Below are 19,309 nucleotides of genomic sequence, written 5' to 3'. Positions count from 1 at the left end.
GCTGTCGGGCGAAGAGCCGTCACGTCTTGACGGTCGCCGGGGGCCGTGCTGCAATCGAAAACAGTACGAAGCAACTGTTTATGACGAGTCGAGAAGGTGCTGATGACTTCCGGTGTAGTACGCAAACAGTGGACGACGGTCCGGAATCTGGTGTCGTGGGCGGTGCGCAACCCCGCACAGGTGGGCGAGCTCGCGCGCGGGCTGCTGCGCCGGCCCGCGCCTACGCCTACGCCGCGGATCGTCACGGATACCACCCGGCCGGTTCCCGACGTGGTTGCGGCACACGACCGCGCGGTGCGCGCCGGAGTGCCGGTCGACGTCACCGCCGGGCGCGTACGCGACCTGCTCGGCGACGCGAGCCGGTTCCCCGAATGGATGCGCATGCACGCGGGCTGGCGTGGCACGCCGCCCGCGGGTCTCGCGGCCGGTGTGGAGTTCACCGAGCAGGTGAAGCTCATGGGGATCCCGGCCGAGCTGGCCTGGCGGGTCGACCGCGCCGACGCCACCGAGGTGCTGCTCACCGGCCGCGGGCCGATGGGCCTGGGCCTGGTCCTCTGCTTCGGCATCGACGAGACGGCGGACGGTGTCCGGGTCGTGCTCGACTGCGGCATGAGCGGCGATCCGGTGCGCGGGCCGATGGGTGGCTCGCTCGCCACCAGTCTGCAGCAGGCGCTCGACGAATCGCTGGCCGCCTTCGCCGAAATCGCCCGGGACAGCGGCGATTCCGAGACCGTCGCCGCCCCGATCCGGCACGAGCGCTCGGGCCGGTTGCTCGACCCGCGCACGCCGGTCATCGTGGGCGCCGGGCAGGTGGTGCAGCGCGTACCGAACCCGGATCGCGACCCGGCGGCCCTCGCCGTCGAGGCGCTGCGCGCGGCGGCCCGCGACGCCGGCGTACCCGAGCTGGCGGCCCGCGCCGACGCCGTCTACGCGGTGGCCAGCACCTCCTGGACCTACCGAGACCAGGCCGCGCTGGTCGCCGAACGGCTCGGCGCGCATCCGGCCGAGACGGTCCAGTCCGCGCGCTTCGGCGGCGACGGCGGGCAGGCGCTGATCAACGCGGCCGGCCAAGCCGTGGCCGACGGCACGGCGTCGATCGTGCTGGTCTGCGGTGCCGAGGCCGGCGCGACCCTGGCCGCCGCGCAGAAGAACGGCCGCACCGTCGCCTGGCCGGAACAGGCCGCCGACGTGTCGCCGTCCCGGATCCTGGGCAGCGAGCGTGAGGCGAACAACCAGGCCGAGGCCGCGGCCGGACTGGGCGCACCGGTCTACACCTACGCGCTGCTGGAATCCGCGATCCGCGCCCGCACCGGTGAGTCGCTCGCCGCGCACCGCGAAACCGTCACCGCGCTGTGGGCGAGCCTGTCCGAGCAGGCGGCGAAGAACGAATTCGCTTGGCTGCCTAAGGCATTCACCGCTGCCGAGCTGGCCCACACCGATGCCGGCAACCGGCCGGTGTCCGCACCCTATTCGAAACTGTTGTGCGCCAACCTTCAGGTCGACCTGGCCAGCGGGCTGATCGTCACCAGCGTCGCCGCCGCGACCGCGGCCGGTGTCCCACAGGATCGCTGGGTCTTCCTGCACGCCGGCGCGGCCGCCAACGACGAATGGTTCGTCTCCGAACGTGGTGAGCTGGCGGCGTCCCCGGCGATCCGCACCATCGGGCGAGCAGCGTTGGCTGAGGCGGGCCTCGAGATCGACCGGATCCGCCATATCGACCTGTACTCGTGCTTCCCGGCCGCGGTGCAGATCGCCGCCCGCGAACTGGATCTGCCGATCGGCGACCCGGACCGCCCGCTATCGCTCACCGGCGGACTGACTTTCGCGGGTGGACCGGGCAACAACTACGGCGGGCACGCGGTCGCGACGCTGGTCGAGCGGCTGCGGCAGGAGCCGGAGGAATTCGGCCTGTCCACCTCGCTCGGCTGGTATCTCACCAAGCACGCGCTGGGCATCTACTCGGCACAGCCGCCGGCCCGGCTGTACCGATCGCTGACCCCGATGGTCGACCCGGCGCCCACGCGCCCCGCGCTGACCGAATACACCGGTCCGGGCGTGGTCGAGGCCTACACCGTCCAGTACGACCGCGAGGGTGCGCCGCAGGCGACCATCGTCAGCGCGATCACGCCCGCCGGGGCGCGAGTCCTGGTGCGCGACAAGAACATCGAACTCGGCACCGAGTTCGCGAGCGAAGACCCGCTGGGCTGGCCGGTGGAGATCGCCGACCGCCGTGTGACGGTGGTCGGCCGGGACCGGCGGCCGGTACCGGCCTGCCCGCCGCCGACGGTGCTGGTCGAGAACCGCGGCCCGATCCGGATCATCACCCTGAACCGGCCCGAAGTCCGCAATGCCATCGACCACGCCACCGCGCAGCTGCTGGAACGGATCGTCGACGCCTTCGAGGCCGACGACACGGCCCGCATCGCGGTGCTCACCGGCGCCGACGGAACCTTTTGTGCCGGAATGGATCTCAAGGCAGCGGCGCGGGGCCGGTTCGCGATCACCGAGCGGCGGGGCCCATTGGGCATCGCCGGCCTGCCGATCACGAAGCCGATCATCGCCGCTGTCGAGGGGCACGCTCTGGCCGGCGGCTGTGAGCTGGCGCTGGTCGCGGATCTGATCGTCGCGTCCACCGAATCCGAGTTCGGTATCCCGGAATGTAAGCGCGGCCTGGTCGCCGCCGCCGGCGGCGTGCTGCGGCTGAGTCAGCGCCTGCCGCGCAATGTCGCCATGGAACTGGCGCTCACCGGTGATCCGATGCCCGCGCCCCGGCTGGCCGAGCTGGGCCTGGTGAACCGCCTCGCCGCGCCCGGCACGGTCCTCGACGCCGCGATCGCGCTCGCCGAGCAGATCGCGGGCAATGCCCCGCTGTCGGTCGCGGTCAGCAAGGAGATCATCGCGCAGGCACCGGACTGGAGCCGGGAGGAGGAGTTCATCCGGCAGACCGAACTCGCGGGCCGGGCGGTGTTCTCCGACGACGCGCGAGAGGGTGTCGCCGCCTTCGCCGAACACCGGTCGCCGGTGTGGCGGGGGCGCTGAGATCGGTCCGGACCCTCCCGCGATGGACAACCGACCAGTACGATCGCCGACCATGACGTTCACCAGCACAGCGCGGCGTGCGGCCGCCGGGTACGCCGCGCTGTCCGTGGCGAACATCGTCCTGGGTGACACCGGCGTCCGCGTCGGCGAGTGGATCACCAAACCCCTGCTGATGCCGGCCCTCGCACTGTTCGTGTGGGTGACGGCGCGGTCGGGCACCGGCGACCGTCCGGATTTGCGGTTGCCGATCGCCGGGATCCTGCTCGGCGGCGCGGGCGACGCCGCACTGAGCGGCAGCGGATTGTGGTTCATCGCCGGCATGGCCTGCTTCGCCGCCGGCCACTGTTGCTACCTGACCGCCATGCGCCGCCGTGGCGCGTTCACTCACGTGCGCCGCGCGACGGTCGCCGCTTACGCCGTGATCTGGCTTGCCCTGGTCGCCACGATCTGGTCCGGTGTCGGCGGCCTGCTGATCCCGGTGATCGCCTACAGCCTCCTGCTCGTCGCGATGGCGATCGGCGCCTCCGGCCTCCCCGCTCCCGGCGCGGCGGGCGGCGCGCTCTTCGTCGTATCGGACGGTTTCATCGCCCTCGGCCTGGCCGGCGTCCACCTGTTTCCGCATCAGAGCGCGGTGGTGATGCCGACCTATGTGGCAGCCCAGTTCCTGCTCGCCCTGGCCTGGCTCGGCGGCTTCGGCAAGGTCCGGCCGCTCGTGTCGCGGTCCCGACCGGACTCCGGAATCGACCGGAGTACGAGCGTGCCCTAGCCGGCCGGGTGGGGGAAGCGCCGGACGACACCGATGGCGATCAGTGCCATTCCGGCCGCCAGCAGCCCGGCGCAGCCGATCCGTTCCAGGACCGACAGTTGGAGGGGGGCCCGGTTCACGGCGGCGACCGCGCCGGCGTCGTAGCGGTCGGCGGCCACCTGGTACCCGCCGGTCCGATCGGCGCGGAAGGTCAAGTACGAGTGCGCTTCTCCGGAGTCGCGCGTGCCGGTCCGGACCCCGGCCACCGTGATCCCGTTCGTACCCGCCGTCCCCGGTTCGAGGCGAACCGCGGAACCGTCGGGTGCGGTCACGCTGATCTCGGCATCGGCCGGCGGCCGGTGATCCGGGCGATCGGGATAGTCCAGCACCAGCGTGTACCGGCCGGTTGAATCGATCTGCACCGTCGACTGTTCGGCCCGGCCGTTCCATTCCAGATGCCGAAGGTGGTCCGCGGGAAAGATCAGGTCGGTGCCCAGAACGATCGCGCAGACGATACCGAGCAGGATCATCGCGACCCCCCGGATGATCCACGGCCGGGCCGGTTGACTATCCATGACATCTCTTCACTGCTACTTGCCGGGAATTCAGCCCGCGACCGGGCACCGACTGTCGTCGGGGCTTCGCGACGGCTCACGCCCGACGCGCCGGGAACCGGGCGGGCGAGCCGGGCGGCCGGTGCGCGGGTCCACCCTCGCTTGCCCGAGAGACTGTACCTGCCCGGTGGCGGCAAGTAACCGGGAGTTAGCAGTGACATCGATCTCGGCGGGTACTCCGATCGGCGGGGTCTGCCGCGTCAGCTCCCGGCGGGCCGGCGCGCGCTGAAACGGAACATGGCCGTGCCGGGGTCGACGCGGATGTCGGTGAAGCCGGCTGCGGTGAGGCGGGCGGGGAGGGTGTCGGGCGGGACGGGGACACAGGTGTCGCCGAGGTGCTGGAAGCGGAACAGGCGGGTGTCGAGGCCGTCGGCGCCGGCGAAGACGCCGCCGGGGCGGACCACTCGGAGCGCTTCGGCGAACAGGGTGTCCTGCTGGGCGGGTGACGGCACATGGTGCAGCATCGTGAAGCAGACGACGGATCCGAATGTGCTGTCCGGCAACGGCATCGCGGTGCCGTCGCCGTCGATCACCCGCAGCCGCCCGGGGTGGCGGGTGCGGAGCCGGTCCGCGAGGTCGGGGTCGATCTCCAGGCCGGTGAGGTCGGTGGTGTGGCGGTGCAGTGCGGCGATGTTCGCGCCGTAACCGGGACCGATCTCGAGGGTGCGGTCGCCGAGGTCGGTGCCCGCGAGCGCCCACGGCACGATCCGGGTTCCGCTCACCCGCTCCCAGACGGTCGATCGGCAGAGCAGGCGGTGCCAACAGTTCATCGTCATGATTCGACGCTAGGGGGGCACGCTACCGGCCGGAAGGCGCTACGCTGCCGGTTCATGTCGCAGGACGGACACGCCCCGGTTCTGGTCGCGGCGACCGGGCCGACCGCCATGGTGTTCGGCGCGGGAGTCCTCCCGCCCGGCTACTGGTTCGACGAACATCGACACCCCCAGCATCAGATCACTTGGGCCGCAAGGGGTGTCGTCGCCGTCGACAGTGGGGCGGGGCACTGGGTGCTGCCGCCGACCCGCGCGCTGTGGATCCCCGGCGGTATCGCGCACCGCACCGGATCCGCCGCGGGCGCCGACCTGCGCGGAATCTTCCTCGAACCCGCCCGCTGCCCGGCGGCGTTCGCCCGGCTCACCCTCCTGCGGGTGACACCGCTGCTGCGCGAACTGTTCGACCACATGACGTCCGAGCCCCTGCCCGACGACCACCGCCGGCGCGCCGAGGCGGTGGTCTTCGACCTGCTGGAACCGGTGGACGTCGTCCCGCTCGGCGCGCCGCTGCCCACCGACCCGCGGGCCCGCGCGGTCGCCGAGGCACTGCTGGCGAACCCGGCCGACGCCCGCACCCTGGCCGAGTTCGCCACGGCCACCGCTTCCAGCGCCCGCACCCTGGCCCGCGCGTTCCGCACCGACACCGGTTCGACCTTCGCCCAATGGCGCACCCAGATCCGGCTCGCCGCCTCGCTCCCGCTGCTGGCGGACGGCCTGCCCGTCGCCCGCATCGCGCCCAGAGTCGGCTACGCCGGCCCCAGCGCCTACGTGGCCGCCTTCCGCCGCACGGTAGGCATCTCACCGGGCCGGTACTTCACCCGCTGACCGCCGAACCCTGACCTGTTGCGGCGCTGCGGGTTACGCGAGTTCCCCGGGCACGTCCGGCTTCGCGGCGAGTTTCTCCAGTCGCGTCAACGACTCCCGGATGTCGTCGAGTTCGCGGCGCAGATAATCGCGGGTGGTGACCTCGCCGATGGCCAGGCGCAGCGAGGCGAGTTCGCGCGCCAGGAATTCGGTGTCCGCCTTGGTCTGGGCGGCGCGGGTCCGGTCCTCCTCCAACGAGATTCGGTCCCGGTTGTCCTGCCGGTTCTGGGCCAGCAGGATCAGCGGCGCGGCGTAGGCGGCCTGGGTGGAGAACGCCAGGTTCAGCAGGATGAACGGGTACGGGTCCCAGCGCAGGCTGACCGCGAAGACGTTGAGGATGATCCACACGGCCACGACCAGGGTCTGGATCGCCAGGTAGCGGCCGGTGCCCAGGAAGCGCGCCACGTTCTCGCTGGACCGGGCCATCGCCTCGGAGTCCAGGTCGAAGCCGCGGAACCGGCTCGCGAGCGGGGTTTCCAGCCGCGGCCGGGCGGTGACCTTGTCCTTGCGATCGGTCATGCGTAGCCTCCGGATCCCTCGATCACGGGCTTGCCGTGGACGTCGTGATGATCTTCGTCCTGCTCACGCCAGTCCTCGGGCAGCAGATGGTCCAGCACGTCGTCGACGGTGACCGCGCCCAGTAGATGGTTCTCCGCGTCCACCACCGGCCCGCACACCAGGTTGTAGGTGGCGAAATAGCGGGTGACCGCCGCGAGCGGGGCCTCTGGCCGTAGTTGAGCCAGGTCGGCGTCCACGATGCCGCCGACCAGGTTCGCGGGCGGTTCGCGCAGCAGCTGCTGGAAATGCACGCAGCCGAGGTAGCGGCCGGTGGGGGTGGCGGTCGGCGGCCGCACCACGAACGCCATGGACGCCAGTGCCGGTGTGAGCTCCGGGTCCCGGATGCGGGCCAGCGCCTCCGCGACGGTGGTGGCGGCGGTGACGACGACCAGGTCGGTGGTCATCAGACCACCGGCGGTGTAGGGCGCGTGCTCGAGCAGCCGGCGGACGGGCTCGGATTCGATCGGGTCCATCAGGGCCAGCAGCGACTCGGCTTCGGCGGCGGGCAGTTCGCCCAGCAGGTCGGCGGCGTCGTCGGGGTCCATGGCCTCGAGCAGGTCGGCGCCGCGGTCGGCACCGAGCTGCTCGAGCAGTTCGACCTGGTCGTTCTCCGGCAGCTCCTGTACGACGTCGGCGAGCCGTTCGTCGTCGAACGCGGCCGCCACCTCGATGCGGCGTTTGCGCGGCAGTTCGCGCAGCAGGTGCGCGACGTCGGCGGGCCGCATGCCCTCGAACTGTCCCAGCAGCTGCGTCACATCCTGACCGGGAAGGTTCAGTTCGGTCTGGGTGAGGCCGCGGATCTGCGCCCAGTCCACGACGTGCATGGCACCGCGGCGCCCGAAGCCGACGCGGCGGCGCTCGCGCACCGCGACCCGCGAGACCGACCAGTCCCGGCTGCGGGTCTGTTCGATTCCCAGGTCGACCACCGCTACATCGACACCGGCCAGCTGGGGTAGTTCCGGGTCGACGACCTGCACGGTGGAGTCGAGGATCTGGGCGATGGCGAGCATCTCGCCGGCCCGCTGTTCGAAGCGGCGCACACTGATGGTGCCGGTGATCAGGGTCACCGATCCCGGCTCGATCGAATGCACTCGCAAAATCGGCACGAAAATCCGTTTGCGGGTCACCAATTCGACCAGGATCCCGATCACCCGGGGCTGCTGGCGGTCGTACCGCATGGAGACGACGATGTCACGGACCCGGCCGATGGACTCGCCGTCCGGCCCCAACACCACCAAGCCCGCCAGCCGGGCGGCGAACACTCTCCGCGCTGCCATGAGTGCCAAGGCTAGCCACTGCCGGTATCGGCTACCAAAAGGACCGACTGTGAGATCGGTGTCGTTTCGTCGTCGTTTGCCGCCGGGTCACTCCGCCGTCGCCGTCGCGGGCATCGGCGCGGCTGTCGTCGGGTCGCTCATCGGGTGACAGCGGCCGCGGCGTCCGGTTCTCGGCCGCGTGGCGTCCGGGCTGCTACCACGTCGGTGCCGAGGGCGCGCAGCACCTGGTGCACGGCACCGTCCGGGTGGTGGAGCACGGCCAGGAACAGGTGTTCGACACGGGAATCCGGCTCCCCGTCGGCCCCGGCGGCTCGGGGGTCGGCCCGGGCGAGGTCGAGCGCGGCGCCCAGGACCAGCGTCGCCTGGGAGTGCGGGCCGATGCGTGGTTCGCCCTCGCTCCAGGGCGCCGATCCGTCCGCGCGCCAGATCCGTTCGCCCTCGGCCACCGCACGGTCGGGATCGATCCCGGCCCGCCGCACCAGATCTCGGAGTTCGGCGAGCTCGCCGGCCAGCGCCGCCCGATCGGCCGCGAATCGGGCCGCGGCCGGCAGGGTCAGCGCGTCGCGTCGGCAGGTCTGCAGGATCGCCGCGAGGAGCACGCCGGTGGGCCAGCGCCGACACCCGAGATCGCGGGCGGCCTGCTGGGTGAGGCTCGAAACGAATTTTCTGCCGACGGACACGGTCCAGGATAACGAAGGGCCACAGCAGGTTCGGGTCGCCCGACGTATTCACGCCGCGCTGGAAATATCCGGTTTGCCGTTTGTCGGGCGAAATCGCGTACCGCACAGTCGTTTCACGAAAGGTTCGGAAAGTGTACTTGCCGAACGAAACTTGCGTCTGCGGCGAATGCGCTGGCACACTGGAATTCGAAGGTGATTTCCCTCGCGACAAGTCGGCACGGTGTTCCCGGGGTCCGCCCCGCGCGCCCGCCACGGGCACAGGAGGGCGACGAATGACGCTGTACGGCATCGACATCAGCAACAACAACGGATCGGGTATCGATCTGGCGGAGGTCCGGGCCGAAGGGTTCGACTTCGTCTTCTGCAAGGTGTCCGAGGGGGTCGATTTCGTCGACGCCACCTGGCCCGGCTATCGCGACGCCGCGCAGGCGGCCGGTCTGTTGTTGGCCGGCTACCACTATCTGCGGTCGGGTTCCTCGGTCGAGGCCCAGGCCGACACGTTCGTGTCGAACCTCGGGCCCGGTATCGCGGCCATGGTCGACTTCGAGGCCGGTAGCGGCGGCCTGGACACCTTCTGGGCATTCGTGAACGCGGTCGACGCCCGCGGCACCAGAGTGGCGCTCTCCTACATTCCGCACTGGTACTGGCAGCAGATCGGCGGGGGTGACCTGTCCGCGGTTCCCGGCCTGATCCAGTCCGCCTACGTCGGGGGCAGTGGGTACGCGTCGGAGTTGTATCCCGGCGACGACGCGGCCGGGTGGCGGCCGTTCGGCGGCCGCACACCGGATCTGCTGCAGTTCACCGACAGCGCCATCGTCGCCGGACATTCGGTGGACGCCGACGCCTTCCGCGGCACCCGAGACCAACTCGCCGCACTGCTCACCGGACCGCAAGGAGTTTTCATGGCACTCGACGACGCCCAGCAGGCCGAACTGCTCGCACAGGTCGGCGATATCGACACCCAGCTGCGGGGTCCGGGCAACGCGGGCTGGCCGCAGCTCGGAGTCGACGCGGCCGGCCAGAACCTCACCCTGGTCGACGCGGTCGCCGCCATGCGGGCCGACCTGGCCACACTCGCCGCGGAGATCGCCGCCATCAAGGCGAAACTGACTGCCTGACAAGCACAGTCGGCCGGGTCAGCCGCGCTGCGGTCCGAGCAGCAGCGCGATGGCGCTGTCGACGGCGACGTCGACGATGTCGGTGATGTCGCGCCCGTCCTCGACGGCGGTCGCGATGAGTTCGCGGAAGCCGCCGAGCAGCATCACCGCGCCGTCGCGGGTGGGCGGGCGCAGCCCGGCCGCGCGGAAACGCTCGGTGTCGGCGAGCGCCCGCACCAGGGAGACGAATTCGGCGCTGGTGTCGCGTTGCAGCGCGTGGGACGCCTCACCCATCGCCGGCACGTCGCGGATCCAGCTGTGCGTGAGCACCGGATCGGCGGTCTGGACGTCGATCCACGCCTCCACGGCCTGCCGGACCTGGCTGCGCCAGGGCGCGTCCACGTCGACCGCGGCCTGAATGGTCGCGACGGTCAGATGGTTACGTTCGGCCAGCAACGCGATGTAGCAGTCCTGTTTGCTGCTGAAGTGCTCGTAGAAGGTGCGGCGGGAGGTGCGAGCCAAGCGCACCACATCGGCGACCGTCGCCTCCCGGTAGCCGTGGGCGCGCACGGCGTCGCCCATCGCGTCGAGGATGCGGCGGCGGAAACCGGGATCCGCGGCGCGCTCGCCGGCGGCAGGCTGGGCATGCGTCACCCGGTCAGGTTATCGCCCGGCCCCGGCGCGGTCGTCGTGCCGCTGCGCTCCGGTACGGGCGGGATGGGCGCTGCGGCGGTACACGACCGCGCGGCCCTTACCGGCCGGCACGGTGGCCACGCCGCGGAAATGCGCTCGTTCCGCGCGCGCGGCGGTCGGTTCCAGCGTGAAGTCGCGCAGCAGGGTCCGCAGTACGACGTTCATCTCGGTGGTGGCGAAGGCCGCGCCGATGCACCGGCGGGTGCCGCCGCCGAAGGGGATCCAGGTGAACGTGCCCGCGCGGGTGCCGACGAACCGGTCCGGGTCGAAGGCGAGCGGGTCGGGGAACAGGTCGGGGTTCTCGTGCATGAGCCGGATGCTCACCATCACGTTCTGGCCGCGCGGCAGGTCCCAGCGGCCCAGCGGCAGCGATTCGGCGAGGACCGTGCGGCCGACGATGTCGATGACCGGGCGTACCCGCTGTACTTCCAGCAGCGTGGCCTCGCGGAGTTCGGAGCCACCGGCGTCGGCTTCCGCGACGAGCCGGCGCAGGATCTCGGAATGGCGGCGCAGCCGCTCGACCGTCCAGGCCAAAGTCGTTGCGGTGGTTTCGTGTCCGGCCGACAGCAGGGTCAGCAGTTCGTCGGCGATCTCGGCGCGGGTCATGGCCGAACCGTCCTCGTAGCGGGCCTGCAGCAGCATGGCCAGGACGTCGTCGCGCCCGGCGAGGTCGGTGGCGGCGGCGCGATCGATGAGCCGGGCGACGATGGTGTCGTATCGTGCGCGGTAGCCCTGGAACCGCGCCCACGGGCCGTACCGCCCGCCGAGGGAGTGGGGGACCGGGATCGAGGCCAGCGCCGAGCCGACCAGTACGAGTTTCGGGAGCAGCGTACGCAATTCGTCGAATTCGGCACCTTCGGCGCCGAACACCGCGCGCAGGATCACGTTCAGGGTGATGCGCATCATCGACGGCATCGTGGCGAATTCCCGGCCCTGCGGCCAGCTCGCCATCTCCGCCACCGCCTCTTGTTCGATCAGATCCTCGTACACCGCCAGGCGCCGCCCGTGGAACGGCGGCGTCAGGAGTTTGCGCTCGGCGCGATGCTCCTTCCCGCGTAATGCGAACAGCGAACCGGGACCGAGGAATTCACCGAGATTGACCGCGATGTTGTCGACCTGATCGGGCCCGGCGGTGAACAGCGCCCGCACCTCGGCCGGGTCGGACAGCACGACCGAGCGACCGAACCGCGGATGCCGCACCGTGACCGCCGATCCGTATCGCTCATGCAATCGCCGCACGGTATGCGTACGCCGGAACAGCAACTGCACTCCCTGCACGAATTCCGGAGTCGCCGGTCCATCGGGCAACGTGGTCGTGGACATGCGCACCTCCGTGGTACATCGACGTACCACCCGATGGTACGCCGATGTACCGCCGCTTACAAGGTCAGACTCGCCGCCCACTCCGACCGTGAACCCCATACGGCGAGAAAACCTGTCGCCCTCGATCGGCCGCCCACCTATCCTCGGCCGCCATGGACACCTCATGGACCCAGGGAGTGCGGCGGATCGCCGTGCTGAGCGGGGCCGGCATCTCGACCGACTCCGGCATTCCCGACTATCGCGGACCGAGCGGGGTGTGGACCGCCGACCCGGACGGGGCCGACGTGGTGACCATCGAGTCGTTTCTGCAGCTGCCGGACCGACGCCGGCGGCTGTGGGCGGGGTACGCGAACAGTCCGGTGTGGCAAGCGAATCCGAATGCGGCGCATCGGGCACTGGCCGAGCTGGCGCGCACCCGGGCGGTGCGGGTGCTGACGCAGAACATCGACGGGTTGCAGCAGCGGGCCGGGCTGGACCGGCGCAAGGTGCTGGAACTGCACGGCTCGATGTGGACCTCCTCGTGTCTCGACTGCGGGACCGGGCTGGCCACCGCGGCGGTGCTCGAACGGGTGCACGGTGGTGAATCCGATCCGGCGTGCGCGGAATGCGGCGGGATCCTGAAACCCGATGTCGTGATGTTCGGGCAGCACCTGGATCCGCAGGTCATCGGCCAGGCGCAGACCATGGCGGGTGCCAGTGACCTGCTGCTCGCGGTCGGCACGACGCTGCTGGTGGAACCCGCCGCGTCGCTGTGCGCGATCGCGGTCGAGACCGGTGCGCGGCTGGTCGTCGTCAACCGGGACCCGACTCCCTACGACGCGGTCGCCACCGCCGTGATCCGGGAGCCGATCGGTACCGCACTACCGCGCATCTGCGCGGCATTGACGGCCCGCTAGGCCGATCGGCCTAGCGACCGTCGCGCAACGAATTCTCGCCCGGCAGCGCGGATTCGGCGAGCGCGCCGAATCGGTTGGCAGGCAGCGCGACGACGTGTTCGACCGAGCCGCAGGGTGTCACGGCGGATCGTCGGCAACATGCGGTCGGGTGGGGTCGTGCTCGGCCGAACGGCTTGTCAGGCAACGCAATCGCGGGCTCGGGCGAGCAGCAGGTCGCGTTCGCGTTCGTTTGCGGTGAGACCGGCGGCCCGCTCGAATTCGGTTCGGGCCTCGGCGGAACGGCCCAGTTTGACCAGCAGGTCGCCGCGGACACTCGGGAGCAGGTAGTAGCCGGAGAGCCGGGTTTCCAGGCCGTCGAGCAGGGCGATGGCGGCGGCCGGGCCGTCGGCCATGGAGACGGCGACCGCGCGGTTCAGGTCGACGACCGGGGAGGGAGCCACGCGGGCCAGCACCGCGTAGAGGGCGGCGATCCGGGGCCAATCGGTGTCGGTGGCCGTGCGGGCGCGAGCGTGGACGGCCGCGATCGCGGCCTGGACGGCGTAGGGCTCGGCGCCGCCACCCAACTGCTCGGCGCGGGCCAGGCCGGCCAGGCCGCGGTGGATGAGCAGGCGGTCCCAGAGGGCGCGGTCCTGGTCGAGCAGGGTGACGATGGCGCCGTCCGGGCCGGTGCGGGCCCGCAGCCGCGAGGCCTGCAGCTCCATCAGGGCGAGCAGCGCGTGGACTTCGGATTCGCCCGGGACCAGCGCGGCCAGGATGCGGCCCAGCCGCATCGCCTCCTCACACAGCGCGGGCCGCACGTGATCCGCACCGGCACTGGCCGAATAGCCCTCGTTGAACACCAGGTAGACGACGGCGAGGACCGTGGCCAGCCGGGGTCCCAGCTCGTCGGCACCCGGCGACTCGAAGCCGACCCGCGCCTCGGTCAGGGTGCGTTTGGCCCGAACGATGCGCTGCGCCATGGTTTTCGTGGGAACGAGGAACGCGCGCGCGATCTCGTCGGTGGTGAGCCCGGCCAGCATCTTCAACGTGAGCGCGGCCTGCGCTTCCGGGGTGAGCACCGGATGGCAGGTCGTGAACATCAGCCGCAGCACGTCGTCCTCGACCGGCTCGGGCAGCTCCAGCCCGTCGGCCTCGGGCAGCTCCCGGCCGAGCAGCTCGACCTTGGCGGCCAAGGTGACGTCGCGGCGGATCTCGTCGACCGCCCGGCGTTTGGCGACCGTCATCAGCCACGCCCCCGGCCGGTCGGGAATGCCTGCGGCGGGCCACTGTTCGAGGGCTGCCACCAGGGCGTCCTGGGCGAGGTCCTCGGCCCGTCCGACGTCGTGGACGAGCCGGGCCAGTCCGGCGATCAGGCGGGCCGCCTCGATCCGCCAGACCGCCTCGACAGCGCGATGGGCGGCGGTGCTGGTCACGTCATCGAGGAAACCGCACCGCCGCCCGTCCGCGCAACCGGCTAGCCGCGCTGTTCGGCCACCGTGGCCTCCAGCCGGTCCGCCACCGCCTGCAGCTCGGGGGTGTAGGCGTCACCGAAGTCCTCGGGCTCGTGGAAGGGCCGGATCTCGATCTCGGTTTCCTGCCCGGGCGCCGGGTTCGGGCAGCGCTTGAACCACTCGATCGCCTCCTCCTTCGAACCGACCTCGATGATCCAGTAGCCGGCCACCAGCTCCTTGGTCTCGGTGAACGGACCGTCGATCACCGTCCGCTCGTTGCCCGAGAACCGCACCCGGGCCCCGGCCGAACTCGGCTTGAGGCCGTCGGCGGTGAGCAGGATGCCTGCCTTCACCAGTTCCTCGTTGAAGGCGAGCATCGCCGCGAAGTCCTCGGTCTTGGGCAGTTCCCCGGCCTCGGTGCCCTCGGTTGCCTTGACCATCACCATGAATCGCATCGTCTGTTCCTCTGCTCTCGTCTGCCCGGGCCCCGCTCGTGACGACCGGTCCGAACCCGCGCTCACCAGTGCGTCGAACGCCGAGCCCCCGATTCGACATCGTCCGGGAAATATTTTCGCGCACCGCCGCGACGCTCGGGGTGCAGCCGGTCGACACCGGTTCACGCCGTCCAGGACCGCAGTTTCTCCGGATTCCGGATCACCCAGATCCGTGTGATCCGGCCGTCGGCGATCTGGAAGGCGTAGACCGAGACGACGACCCCGTCCACCTCCGCGACCAGGCCCGGCTGGCCGTTCACCGTGCGCTCGCGCAGCGTGAACCCCGGATTGCGGCCGGCGATGACCAACCAGGTGCTTGCGATGGCCGCGGCGCCGGTGATCGGGTCGAGGAAGGCCGGTGCCAGGCCGCCGCCGTCGGCGGTCGCGGTGGCGCGCGGATCGAGCAGGCCGATCAACGCCTCGATGTCTTGGGTCTCCCACGCCCGCTTGAAGTCCCGCACCACCTCGGCGCGCTCGCCGTCCGACGGGCCGCGCGAGGTGTCGATGCGACGGCGTGCGCTGGAGGCAAGCTGGCGACAGGCCGCCGGTGTGCGGCCGACGACGGCGGCGACCTCGGCGAACGAGTAGCGGAACACGTCGTGCAGGACAAAGGACACGCGCTCGGCCGGGGTCATGGAATCCAGCACGACCAGGAAGGCCATGCTGATCGACTCGTCGAGGGTGACACGGTCGGCGGGATCGAGCGCCGCGGATCCGTCCAGCCAGGCGGAACCGGGTACCGGCTCCGGAATCCATTCGCCCACATAGCGTTCCCGTCGAGCGCGCGCCGAGCCGAGCAGGTCGAGGCAGATCCGCCCGGCCACCGTCGTCAGCCACGCGCCGGGCCGCACCACCTCCTCCCGCTGCCGGTCCGACAGTGCGTACCAGCGCACATAGGTCTCCTGCACCACGTCCTCGGCCTCGGCGAGCGAGCCGAGCAGCCGGTAGGCGAGATGGATCAGCTGGCGGCGTTCACCGATCACGGTGGACAGCTGCGGGTCGGTCACGGTCGGCTCCTCGGGTCTGCGCGTACTTACTCTGATCGACGACGTAGCGGCCCGAGGTGTGACGCCGCCTGACATTCCGCGCGGCCGCGTCGTCGGAGGTGACGAGACGATCTCAGCCGGCAGCTGTGCCGGAACCCACTCGCGTCAGTTCCCGAGGAGCCGATCATGAACGCAGCCAACGACTTCCAGACCGATGCCGCCGCCATCCGCGACCGGATCGACCAGGTGATCGCCGGACTCCGGGCCAAGGACCCCGAAGCCCTGCGGCGGCTCTACACCGCCGATGTGGTCTCGTTCGACGTCGAGCCGCCGCTGCAGCACGTCGGTGTCGCCGCCAAACTCGCGAACTGGGCTCGCGTGTTCGAGATCTTCGAGACCGTCGACTACGAGGTCCGCGACTTCACCGTCGCCGCCGGTGGTGAGGTCGCGTTCGCGCACGCCTTCGCGCGCCTGACCGGCACCCTGAAGAACGGGGCGCCGGCCGCGGGCATGTGGGTCCGGGTGACCTACGGCATGCGCAAGATCCACGGCACCTGGCTGATCGCCCACGACCAGGTCTCGGTGCCGCTGGATGTGCGGTCCGGCCGAGGTGTGGTCGATCTCCAGCCTTGAGCGCGGTCATGCCCGAACCGTCAGCGGCTGACGGCCTTGCGGTACTGGCGCAGGGCCAGCGGCACGAACACCGCCAGGATCACCACCACCCAGGCGAGGGTGGTGATCACCGGATGCCGCATCGACCACGCGTCCGGCGGCGGTGCCAGGGGGCTGGTGTTGCCGAACAGCTGCCGGGTGGCCTCGGTGACCGCCGACACCGGGTTCCATTCGGCGAAAACCCTCAGCACCGCGGGCAATTCCTGCATCGGCACGAAGGTGTTGGCCAGGAAGGTGAGCGGGAAGATCACCATGAAGCTGGCGTTGTTGAACACCTCCGGCGCGCGGACCAGCAGCCCGACCACCGCCATGATCCACGACACCGCGTAGGCGAACAGCAGCAGCAGGACGTAGGCCAACACCGCGTCCAGGAACGAACCCCGGATCCGCCAGCCGACGACCAGGCCGGTCAGCGACATCACGATCAGGCTCACCACATTGATCACCACATCGCTGATCGTGCGCCCGACCAGCACCGCCGACGGCGCCATCGGCAACGACCGGAAGCGGTCGATGATGCCCTTCTGCATGTCCTCCGCGAGCCCGGCGCCGGTGAAGGTGGCACCGAACACGACGGTTTGGGCGAAGATGCCGGCGATGAGGAATTCGCGATAGCCGCCGCCCACGCCGGGCACCTTGATCGCCGCGCCGAAGATATAGGCGAACAGCAGCACGAACATGATCGGTGACAGCGTCGAGAAGATCAGGACGTCGGGCACCCGCTTGATCTTGATGACATTGCGTTTGGCGATCGTGAGGCTGTCGCTCACGACGATCGAGAGTCGTTGCCCGAGTCCGGGTTTCGCTGCCGCAGTGGTCATCGGTGCTGTCCTTCCGTCTCGTCGGTCCGGTCGCCGTCGCCCGGTTCCTGCGCCTCGTGTCCGGTGAGCGTCAGGAACACGTCGTCGAGCGAGGGGCGGCGCAGGGCGACGTCCTGGATCTTCACCGCGTGCTCGCCCAGCCGCCCGATGGCCGCCACCAGCGCCTGCGAGCCGTCCGCGACGGGCACGACGATCCGGTGCAGCCCGGGCTCGAAGTGGATCTCGCCGTCGGCCAGGCTCTGCAGCGCGTCCCGGGCGACCGGCAGGCTGTCGGGGTGGTCGACGGTGAGCTCGATCCGGTCGCCGCCGACCAGCGTCTTGAGCTCGTCGGCGGTGCCGCGGGCGATCACCTTGCCGTGATCGATCACCGCGATGGCGTCGGCGAGCCGGTCGGCCTCCTCCATGTACTGGGTGGTCAGCAGCAGCGTGGTGCCGCCGGCGACCAGTTCCTCGAGCACATCCCACAGGTCGAGCCGGGCGCGGGGATCCAGTCCGGTGGTCGGTTCGTCGAGGAACAGCACCGGCGGATTCGCCACCAGCGCACCGGCCAGGTCGAGTCGCCGCCGCATACCCCCGGAGTAGCCCCGGACCGGCCGGTTGCCCGCGTCGGTGAGCCGGAACCGGTCCAGCAGTTCGCGGGCTCGCTCCTTACTGCGCTGCACGCCCAGGTGGTAGAGCCGGCCGACCATCTCGAGATTCTCGAACCCGGTCAGGTACTCGTCGACCGCCGCATACTGGCCGGAGGTGCCGATTCGCGAGCGCAGCGCCTGCGGATCGCGCAGCACGTCGATCCCGGCGACGGTCGCGTGGCCCGCATCGGGAATCAGCAGTGTGGTCAACACCCGTACGGTGGTCGTCTTGCCGGCGCCGTTGGGCCCGAGCAGCGCCGTGACCGTGCCCTCGGGAACCGTGAGGTCGAGTCCGTCGAGCGCCACCAGCCGGCCGTACCGTTTGACCAGACCCTCGGCGACGATTGCGTCGGGCATGATTCTCCCCTCGGTTGTGCTTCGGGCCGGCCGCCAGGGCGGCAACCCGGTGGGACGACAACCAGTATTGCGGTGGGGTACGACAACCTAGGGTCCCGCGGCGCTACGGCACGCCGAATCGGGTCGCCAGTGTGGTTCGTTGCGCGCGGACGAATGCCGCGTCGACCACGGCACCGTGCCCCGGGACGTAACGCGCGTGCGCGCCACCGAGTTCCAGGAGGCGATCCAGCGCGGCGGGCCACTGCCGCGGCACCGCGTCCGGGCCCGCCTGCGGTTCGTCTGACTCCTCGACGAGATCACCGCAGAAGACGATCGCGGGAGTGCCCGGCACGAGCACCGCCAGCGACTGGGCGGTGTGCCCAGGGCCCACGTTCGTCAGCCGGACCGCGATCCCGCCCAGGTCGACGGTCCGCGATCCGAGCACCGATTCCGTTGGGGTGACCAGTGTTTCGGCTGCCTCGGCCGCGTCGTCGGGGTCCAGTCCGTACCGCACCGCGTCAGCCCGCAGCTCGTCGGCTCCGGTCGCGAACACCTGCTCGACCCCCGCCGCCCCGTACACGGTGGCCGCCGGGAACGCGGCGGTGCCGAAGACGTGGTCGAAATGCGGATGGGTGAGCGCGATATGCGCCACGTTCGCGCCGAGTGCCCGCGCGTCCGCGCGCAGCCGCGCACCTTCGCGCAGCGAGGATCCCGTATCGATCAGCAGAGCAGCCCGGGACCCGACGACCAGGCCGGTGGTGCAGTCCCAGCCCGGCAGCCGGACCCGGCCGACGCGCGGAGTCAGCTCTTCCCACCCCGCCGACGCCCAGTCCGGTCCCACCCGGCGATGCTAGCCCGCCTGCCGCCGGTGACCGGTACCGGCGGCGGCCGAATTGCTCACCAGCTCATGGCGACCGGCTGGTTCAGGGCGATGAGGTTGCCGTCGGCGGCGCGCAGAACGGCGAGGCGGCTGCCGGGCATGTCGACGATGCCGGTGGCCGGGTCGCCGTGGGTGATCTCGGCGGTGCCGATCTCGGCCAGGGATCCGTCGGCGATCTCACCCAGCGCGGTCGCGCCGGCGGCGACCAGGGTCGCGTGCGTGTCGGCGATGTCGTCGACGGTCCAGAAGACCAGCGGGTGGTTCACCCACGGCTTGGTCGACACGGAGATGCCGCCGTCGAACATGGCGAAGTCCGGGCCTTGGAACGTCGGGCCCGTGCCGAGTACGGCGGTGAAGGCGGCGATGCTCGCGGCGAGGTCGGTGGCGGGGTAGACGACGTTGGCGAATCCCTTGGGGTGGCTCATGATGGATCACTTTCTCGCGTACGACTAGGTTCGACATAAATTTAGGACGAACCTAACAACATGTCAAGGCAAATCTT

Annotated in this window: 20 protein-coding genes; 6 read left to right on the top strand and 14 right to left on the bottom strand. The window is 70.6% G+C overall.

Annotation, left to right across the window (positions count from 1 at the left end):
- The first annotated feature begins 102 nt into the window (after positions 1 to 102).
- Both EBN03_RS18140 and EBN03_RS18135 read left to right on the top strand, forming a co-directional pair.
- A complete protein-coding gene (locus EBN03_RS18140; RefSeq protein ID WP_122189433.1) occupies positions 103 to 3,039 on the top strand; it encodes a crotonase/enoyl-CoA hydratase family protein in 2,937 nt (978 codons plus the stop codon).
- Positions 3,040 to 3,091: 52 nt separating this feature from the next.
- Positions 3,092 to 3,805 carry a lysoplasmalogenase gene (locus tag EBN03_RS18135; RefSeq protein WP_158675674.1) on the top strand — a complete coding sequence of 238 codons (714 nt, stop codon included), beginning with the start codon at positions 3,092 to 3,094 and terminating at the stop codon, positions 3,803 to 3,805.
- On the opposite strand, the gene EBN03_RS18130 is transcribed toward EBN03_RS18135, so the two are convergent.
- Positions 3,802 to 4,359: a hypothetical protein gene (locus tag EBN03_RS18130; RefSeq protein WP_147471628.1), complete on the bottom strand. Its 558-nt coding sequence runs from the start codon at positions 4,357 to 4,359 to the stop codon at positions 3,802 to 3,804. The genes EBN03_RS18135 and EBN03_RS18130 overlap by 4 nt on opposite strands.
- Before the next feature lie 239 nt (positions 4,360 to 4,598).
- Complete coding sequence (locus tag EBN03_RS18125; protein WP_122189237.1) at positions 4,599 to 5,174, bottom strand: class I SAM-dependent methyltransferase; 576 nt, start codon at positions 5,172 to 5,174, stop codon at positions 4,599 to 4,601.
- A 54-nt stretch (positions 5,175 to 5,228) separates the two neighbouring features.
- Between EBN03_RS18125 and EBN03_RS18120 the strand changes: the two genes are divergently transcribed.
- Positions 5,229 to 5,996 carry an AraC family transcriptional regulator gene (locus EBN03_RS18120; RefSeq protein WP_199742862.1) on the top strand — a complete coding sequence of 256 codons (768 nt, stop codon included), beginning with the start codon at positions 5,229 to 5,231 and terminating at the stop codon, positions 5,994 to 5,996.
- Between the two features lie 33 nt (positions 5,997 to 6,029).
- Here the strand turns inward: EBN03_RS18120 and EBN03_RS18115 are convergent, their stop codons facing one another.
- The 3 genes from EBN03_RS18115 to EBN03_RS18105 all read right to left on the bottom strand — a co-directional run bounded on the left by EBN03_RS18115 (position 6,030) and on the right by EBN03_RS18105 (position 8,550).
- Positions 6,030 to 6,554 carry a DUF1003 domain-containing protein gene (locus tag EBN03_RS18115; RefSeq protein WP_122189236.1) on the bottom strand — a complete coding sequence of 175 codons (525 nt, stop codon included), beginning with the start codon at positions 6,552 to 6,554 and terminating at the stop codon, positions 6,030 to 6,032.
- Positions 6,551 to 7,870 (bottom strand): magnesium transporter MgtE N-terminal domain-containing protein, encoded by a 1,320-nt coding sequence (locus tag EBN03_RS18110; RefSeq protein ID WP_122189235.1) that lies wholly within the window; start codon positions 7,868 to 7,870, stop codon positions 6,551 to 6,553. Before EBN03_RS18110 ends, EBN03_RS18115 begins: the two co-directional genes overlap by 4 nt.
- Before the next feature lie 137 nt (positions 7,871 to 8,007).
- Complete coding sequence (locus EBN03_RS18105) at positions 8,008 to 8,550, bottom strand: Clp protease N-terminal domain-containing protein (RefSeq protein ID WP_158675673.1); 543 nt, start codon at positions 8,548 to 8,550, stop codon at positions 8,008 to 8,010.
- Positions 8,551 to 8,822: 272 nt separating this feature from the next.
- Between EBN03_RS18105 and EBN03_RS18100 the strand changes: the two genes are divergently transcribed.
- Positions 8,823 to 9,668 (top strand): glycoside hydrolase family 25 protein, encoded by an 846-nt coding sequence (locus EBN03_RS18100; protein WP_122189233.1) that lies wholly within the window; start codon positions 8,823 to 8,825, stop codon positions 9,666 to 9,668.
- 18 nt (positions 9,669 to 9,686) lie between these two features.
- On the opposite strand, the gene EBN03_RS18095 is transcribed toward EBN03_RS18100, so the two are convergent.
- Together EBN03_RS18095 and EBN03_RS18090 are read right to left on the bottom strand one after the other, a co-directional pair.
- On the bottom strand, positions 9,687 to 10,301 hold the full coding sequence (locus EBN03_RS18095; protein ID WP_233608452.1) for a TetR/AcrR family transcriptional regulator: 615 nt from the start codon (positions 10,299 to 10,301) through the stop codon (positions 9,687 to 9,689).
- Between the two features lie 9 nt (positions 10,302 to 10,310).
- Positions 10,311 to 11,663 carry a cytochrome P450 gene (locus tag EBN03_RS18090; protein ID WP_122189232.1) on the bottom strand — a complete coding sequence of 451 codons (1,353 nt, stop codon included), beginning with the start codon at positions 11,661 to 11,663 and terminating at the stop codon, positions 10,311 to 10,313.
- A 152-nt stretch (positions 11,664 to 11,815) separates the two neighbouring features.
- On the opposite strand from EBN03_RS18090, the gene EBN03_RS18085 reads away from it, so the two are divergent.
- Positions 11,816 to 12,559, top strand: a complete 744-nt coding sequence (locus EBN03_RS18085; protein ID WP_199742861.1) for an SIR2 family NAD-dependent protein deacylase — start codon at positions 11,816 to 11,818, stop codon at positions 12,557 to 12,559.
- Positions 12,560 to 12,735: 176 nt separating this feature from the next.
- Here the strand turns inward: EBN03_RS18085 and EBN03_RS18080 are convergent, their stop codons facing one another.
- From EBN03_RS18080 to sigJ, 3 genes are all read right to left on the bottom strand, one after another.
- A complete protein-coding gene (locus EBN03_RS18080; protein WP_122189231.1) occupies positions 12,736 to 13,971 on the bottom strand; it encodes an RNA polymerase sigma factor in 1,236 nt (411 codons plus the stop codon).
- A 41-nt stretch (positions 13,972 to 14,012) separates the two neighbouring features.
- On the bottom strand, positions 14,013 to 14,444 hold the full coding sequence (locus EBN03_RS18075) for a YciI family protein (RefSeq protein ID WP_122189230.1): 432 nt from the start codon (positions 14,442 to 14,444) through the stop codon (positions 14,013 to 14,015).
- Positions 14,445 to 14,605: 161 nt separating this feature from the next.
- Positions 14,606 to 15,490: an RNA polymerase sigma factor SigJ gene (gene sigJ / locus EBN03_RS18070; RefSeq protein WP_122189229.1), complete on the bottom strand. Its 885-nt coding sequence runs from the start codon at positions 15,488 to 15,490 to the stop codon at positions 14,606 to 14,608.
- A 165-nt stretch (positions 15,491 to 15,655) separates the two neighbouring features.
- Here sigJ and EBN03_RS18065 point away from each other — a divergent pair, with 165 nt between their 5' ends.
- The gene (locus tag EBN03_RS18065) at positions 15,656 to 16,102 is read left to right on the top strand and encodes a YybH family protein (RefSeq protein WP_122189228.1); all 447 of its coding nucleotides are present in this window, start codon (positions 15,656 to 15,658) and stop codon (positions 16,100 to 16,102) included.
- 20 nt (positions 16,103 to 16,122) lie between these two features.
- On the opposite strand, the gene EBN03_RS18060 is transcribed toward EBN03_RS18065, so the two are convergent.
- From EBN03_RS18060 to EBN03_RS18045, 4 genes are all read right to left on the bottom strand, one after another.
- Complete coding sequence (locus tag EBN03_RS18060; RefSeq protein WP_122189227.1) at positions 16,123 to 16,962, bottom strand: ABC transporter permease; 840 nt, start codon at positions 16,960 to 16,962, stop codon at positions 16,123 to 16,125.
- On the bottom strand, positions 16,959 to 17,948 hold the full coding sequence (locus EBN03_RS18055; RefSeq protein ID WP_122189226.1) for an ATP-binding cassette domain-containing protein: 990 nt from the start codon (positions 17,946 to 17,948) through the stop codon (positions 16,959 to 16,961). The genes EBN03_RS18060 and EBN03_RS18055 overlap by 4 nt, the downstream gene beginning before the upstream one ends.
- Positions 17,949 to 18,051: 103 nt before the next feature.
- Positions 18,052 to 18,768, bottom strand: a complete 717-nt coding sequence (locus EBN03_RS18050) for an MBL fold metallo-hydrolase (protein ID WP_122189225.1) — start codon at positions 18,766 to 18,768, stop codon at positions 18,052 to 18,054.
- A gap of 56 nt (positions 18,769 to 18,824) precedes the next feature.
- Positions 18,825 to 19,232, bottom strand: coding sequence for a VOC family protein (locus EBN03_RS18045; protein WP_122189224.1), 408 nt, complete (start codon positions 19,230 to 19,232; stop codon positions 18,825 to 18,827).
- Positions 19,233 to 19,309 lie beyond the last annotated feature (77 nt).

The organism is Nocardia stercoris (assembly GCF_003696265.1).
Classification (GTDB): Bacteria; Actinomycetota; Actinomycetes; order Mycobacteriales; family Mycobacteriaceae; genus Nocardia; species Nocardia stercoris.
Note: the sequence above shows the minus strand (reverse complement) of the source record. Positions and strands in the feature narration are given on the sequence as shown.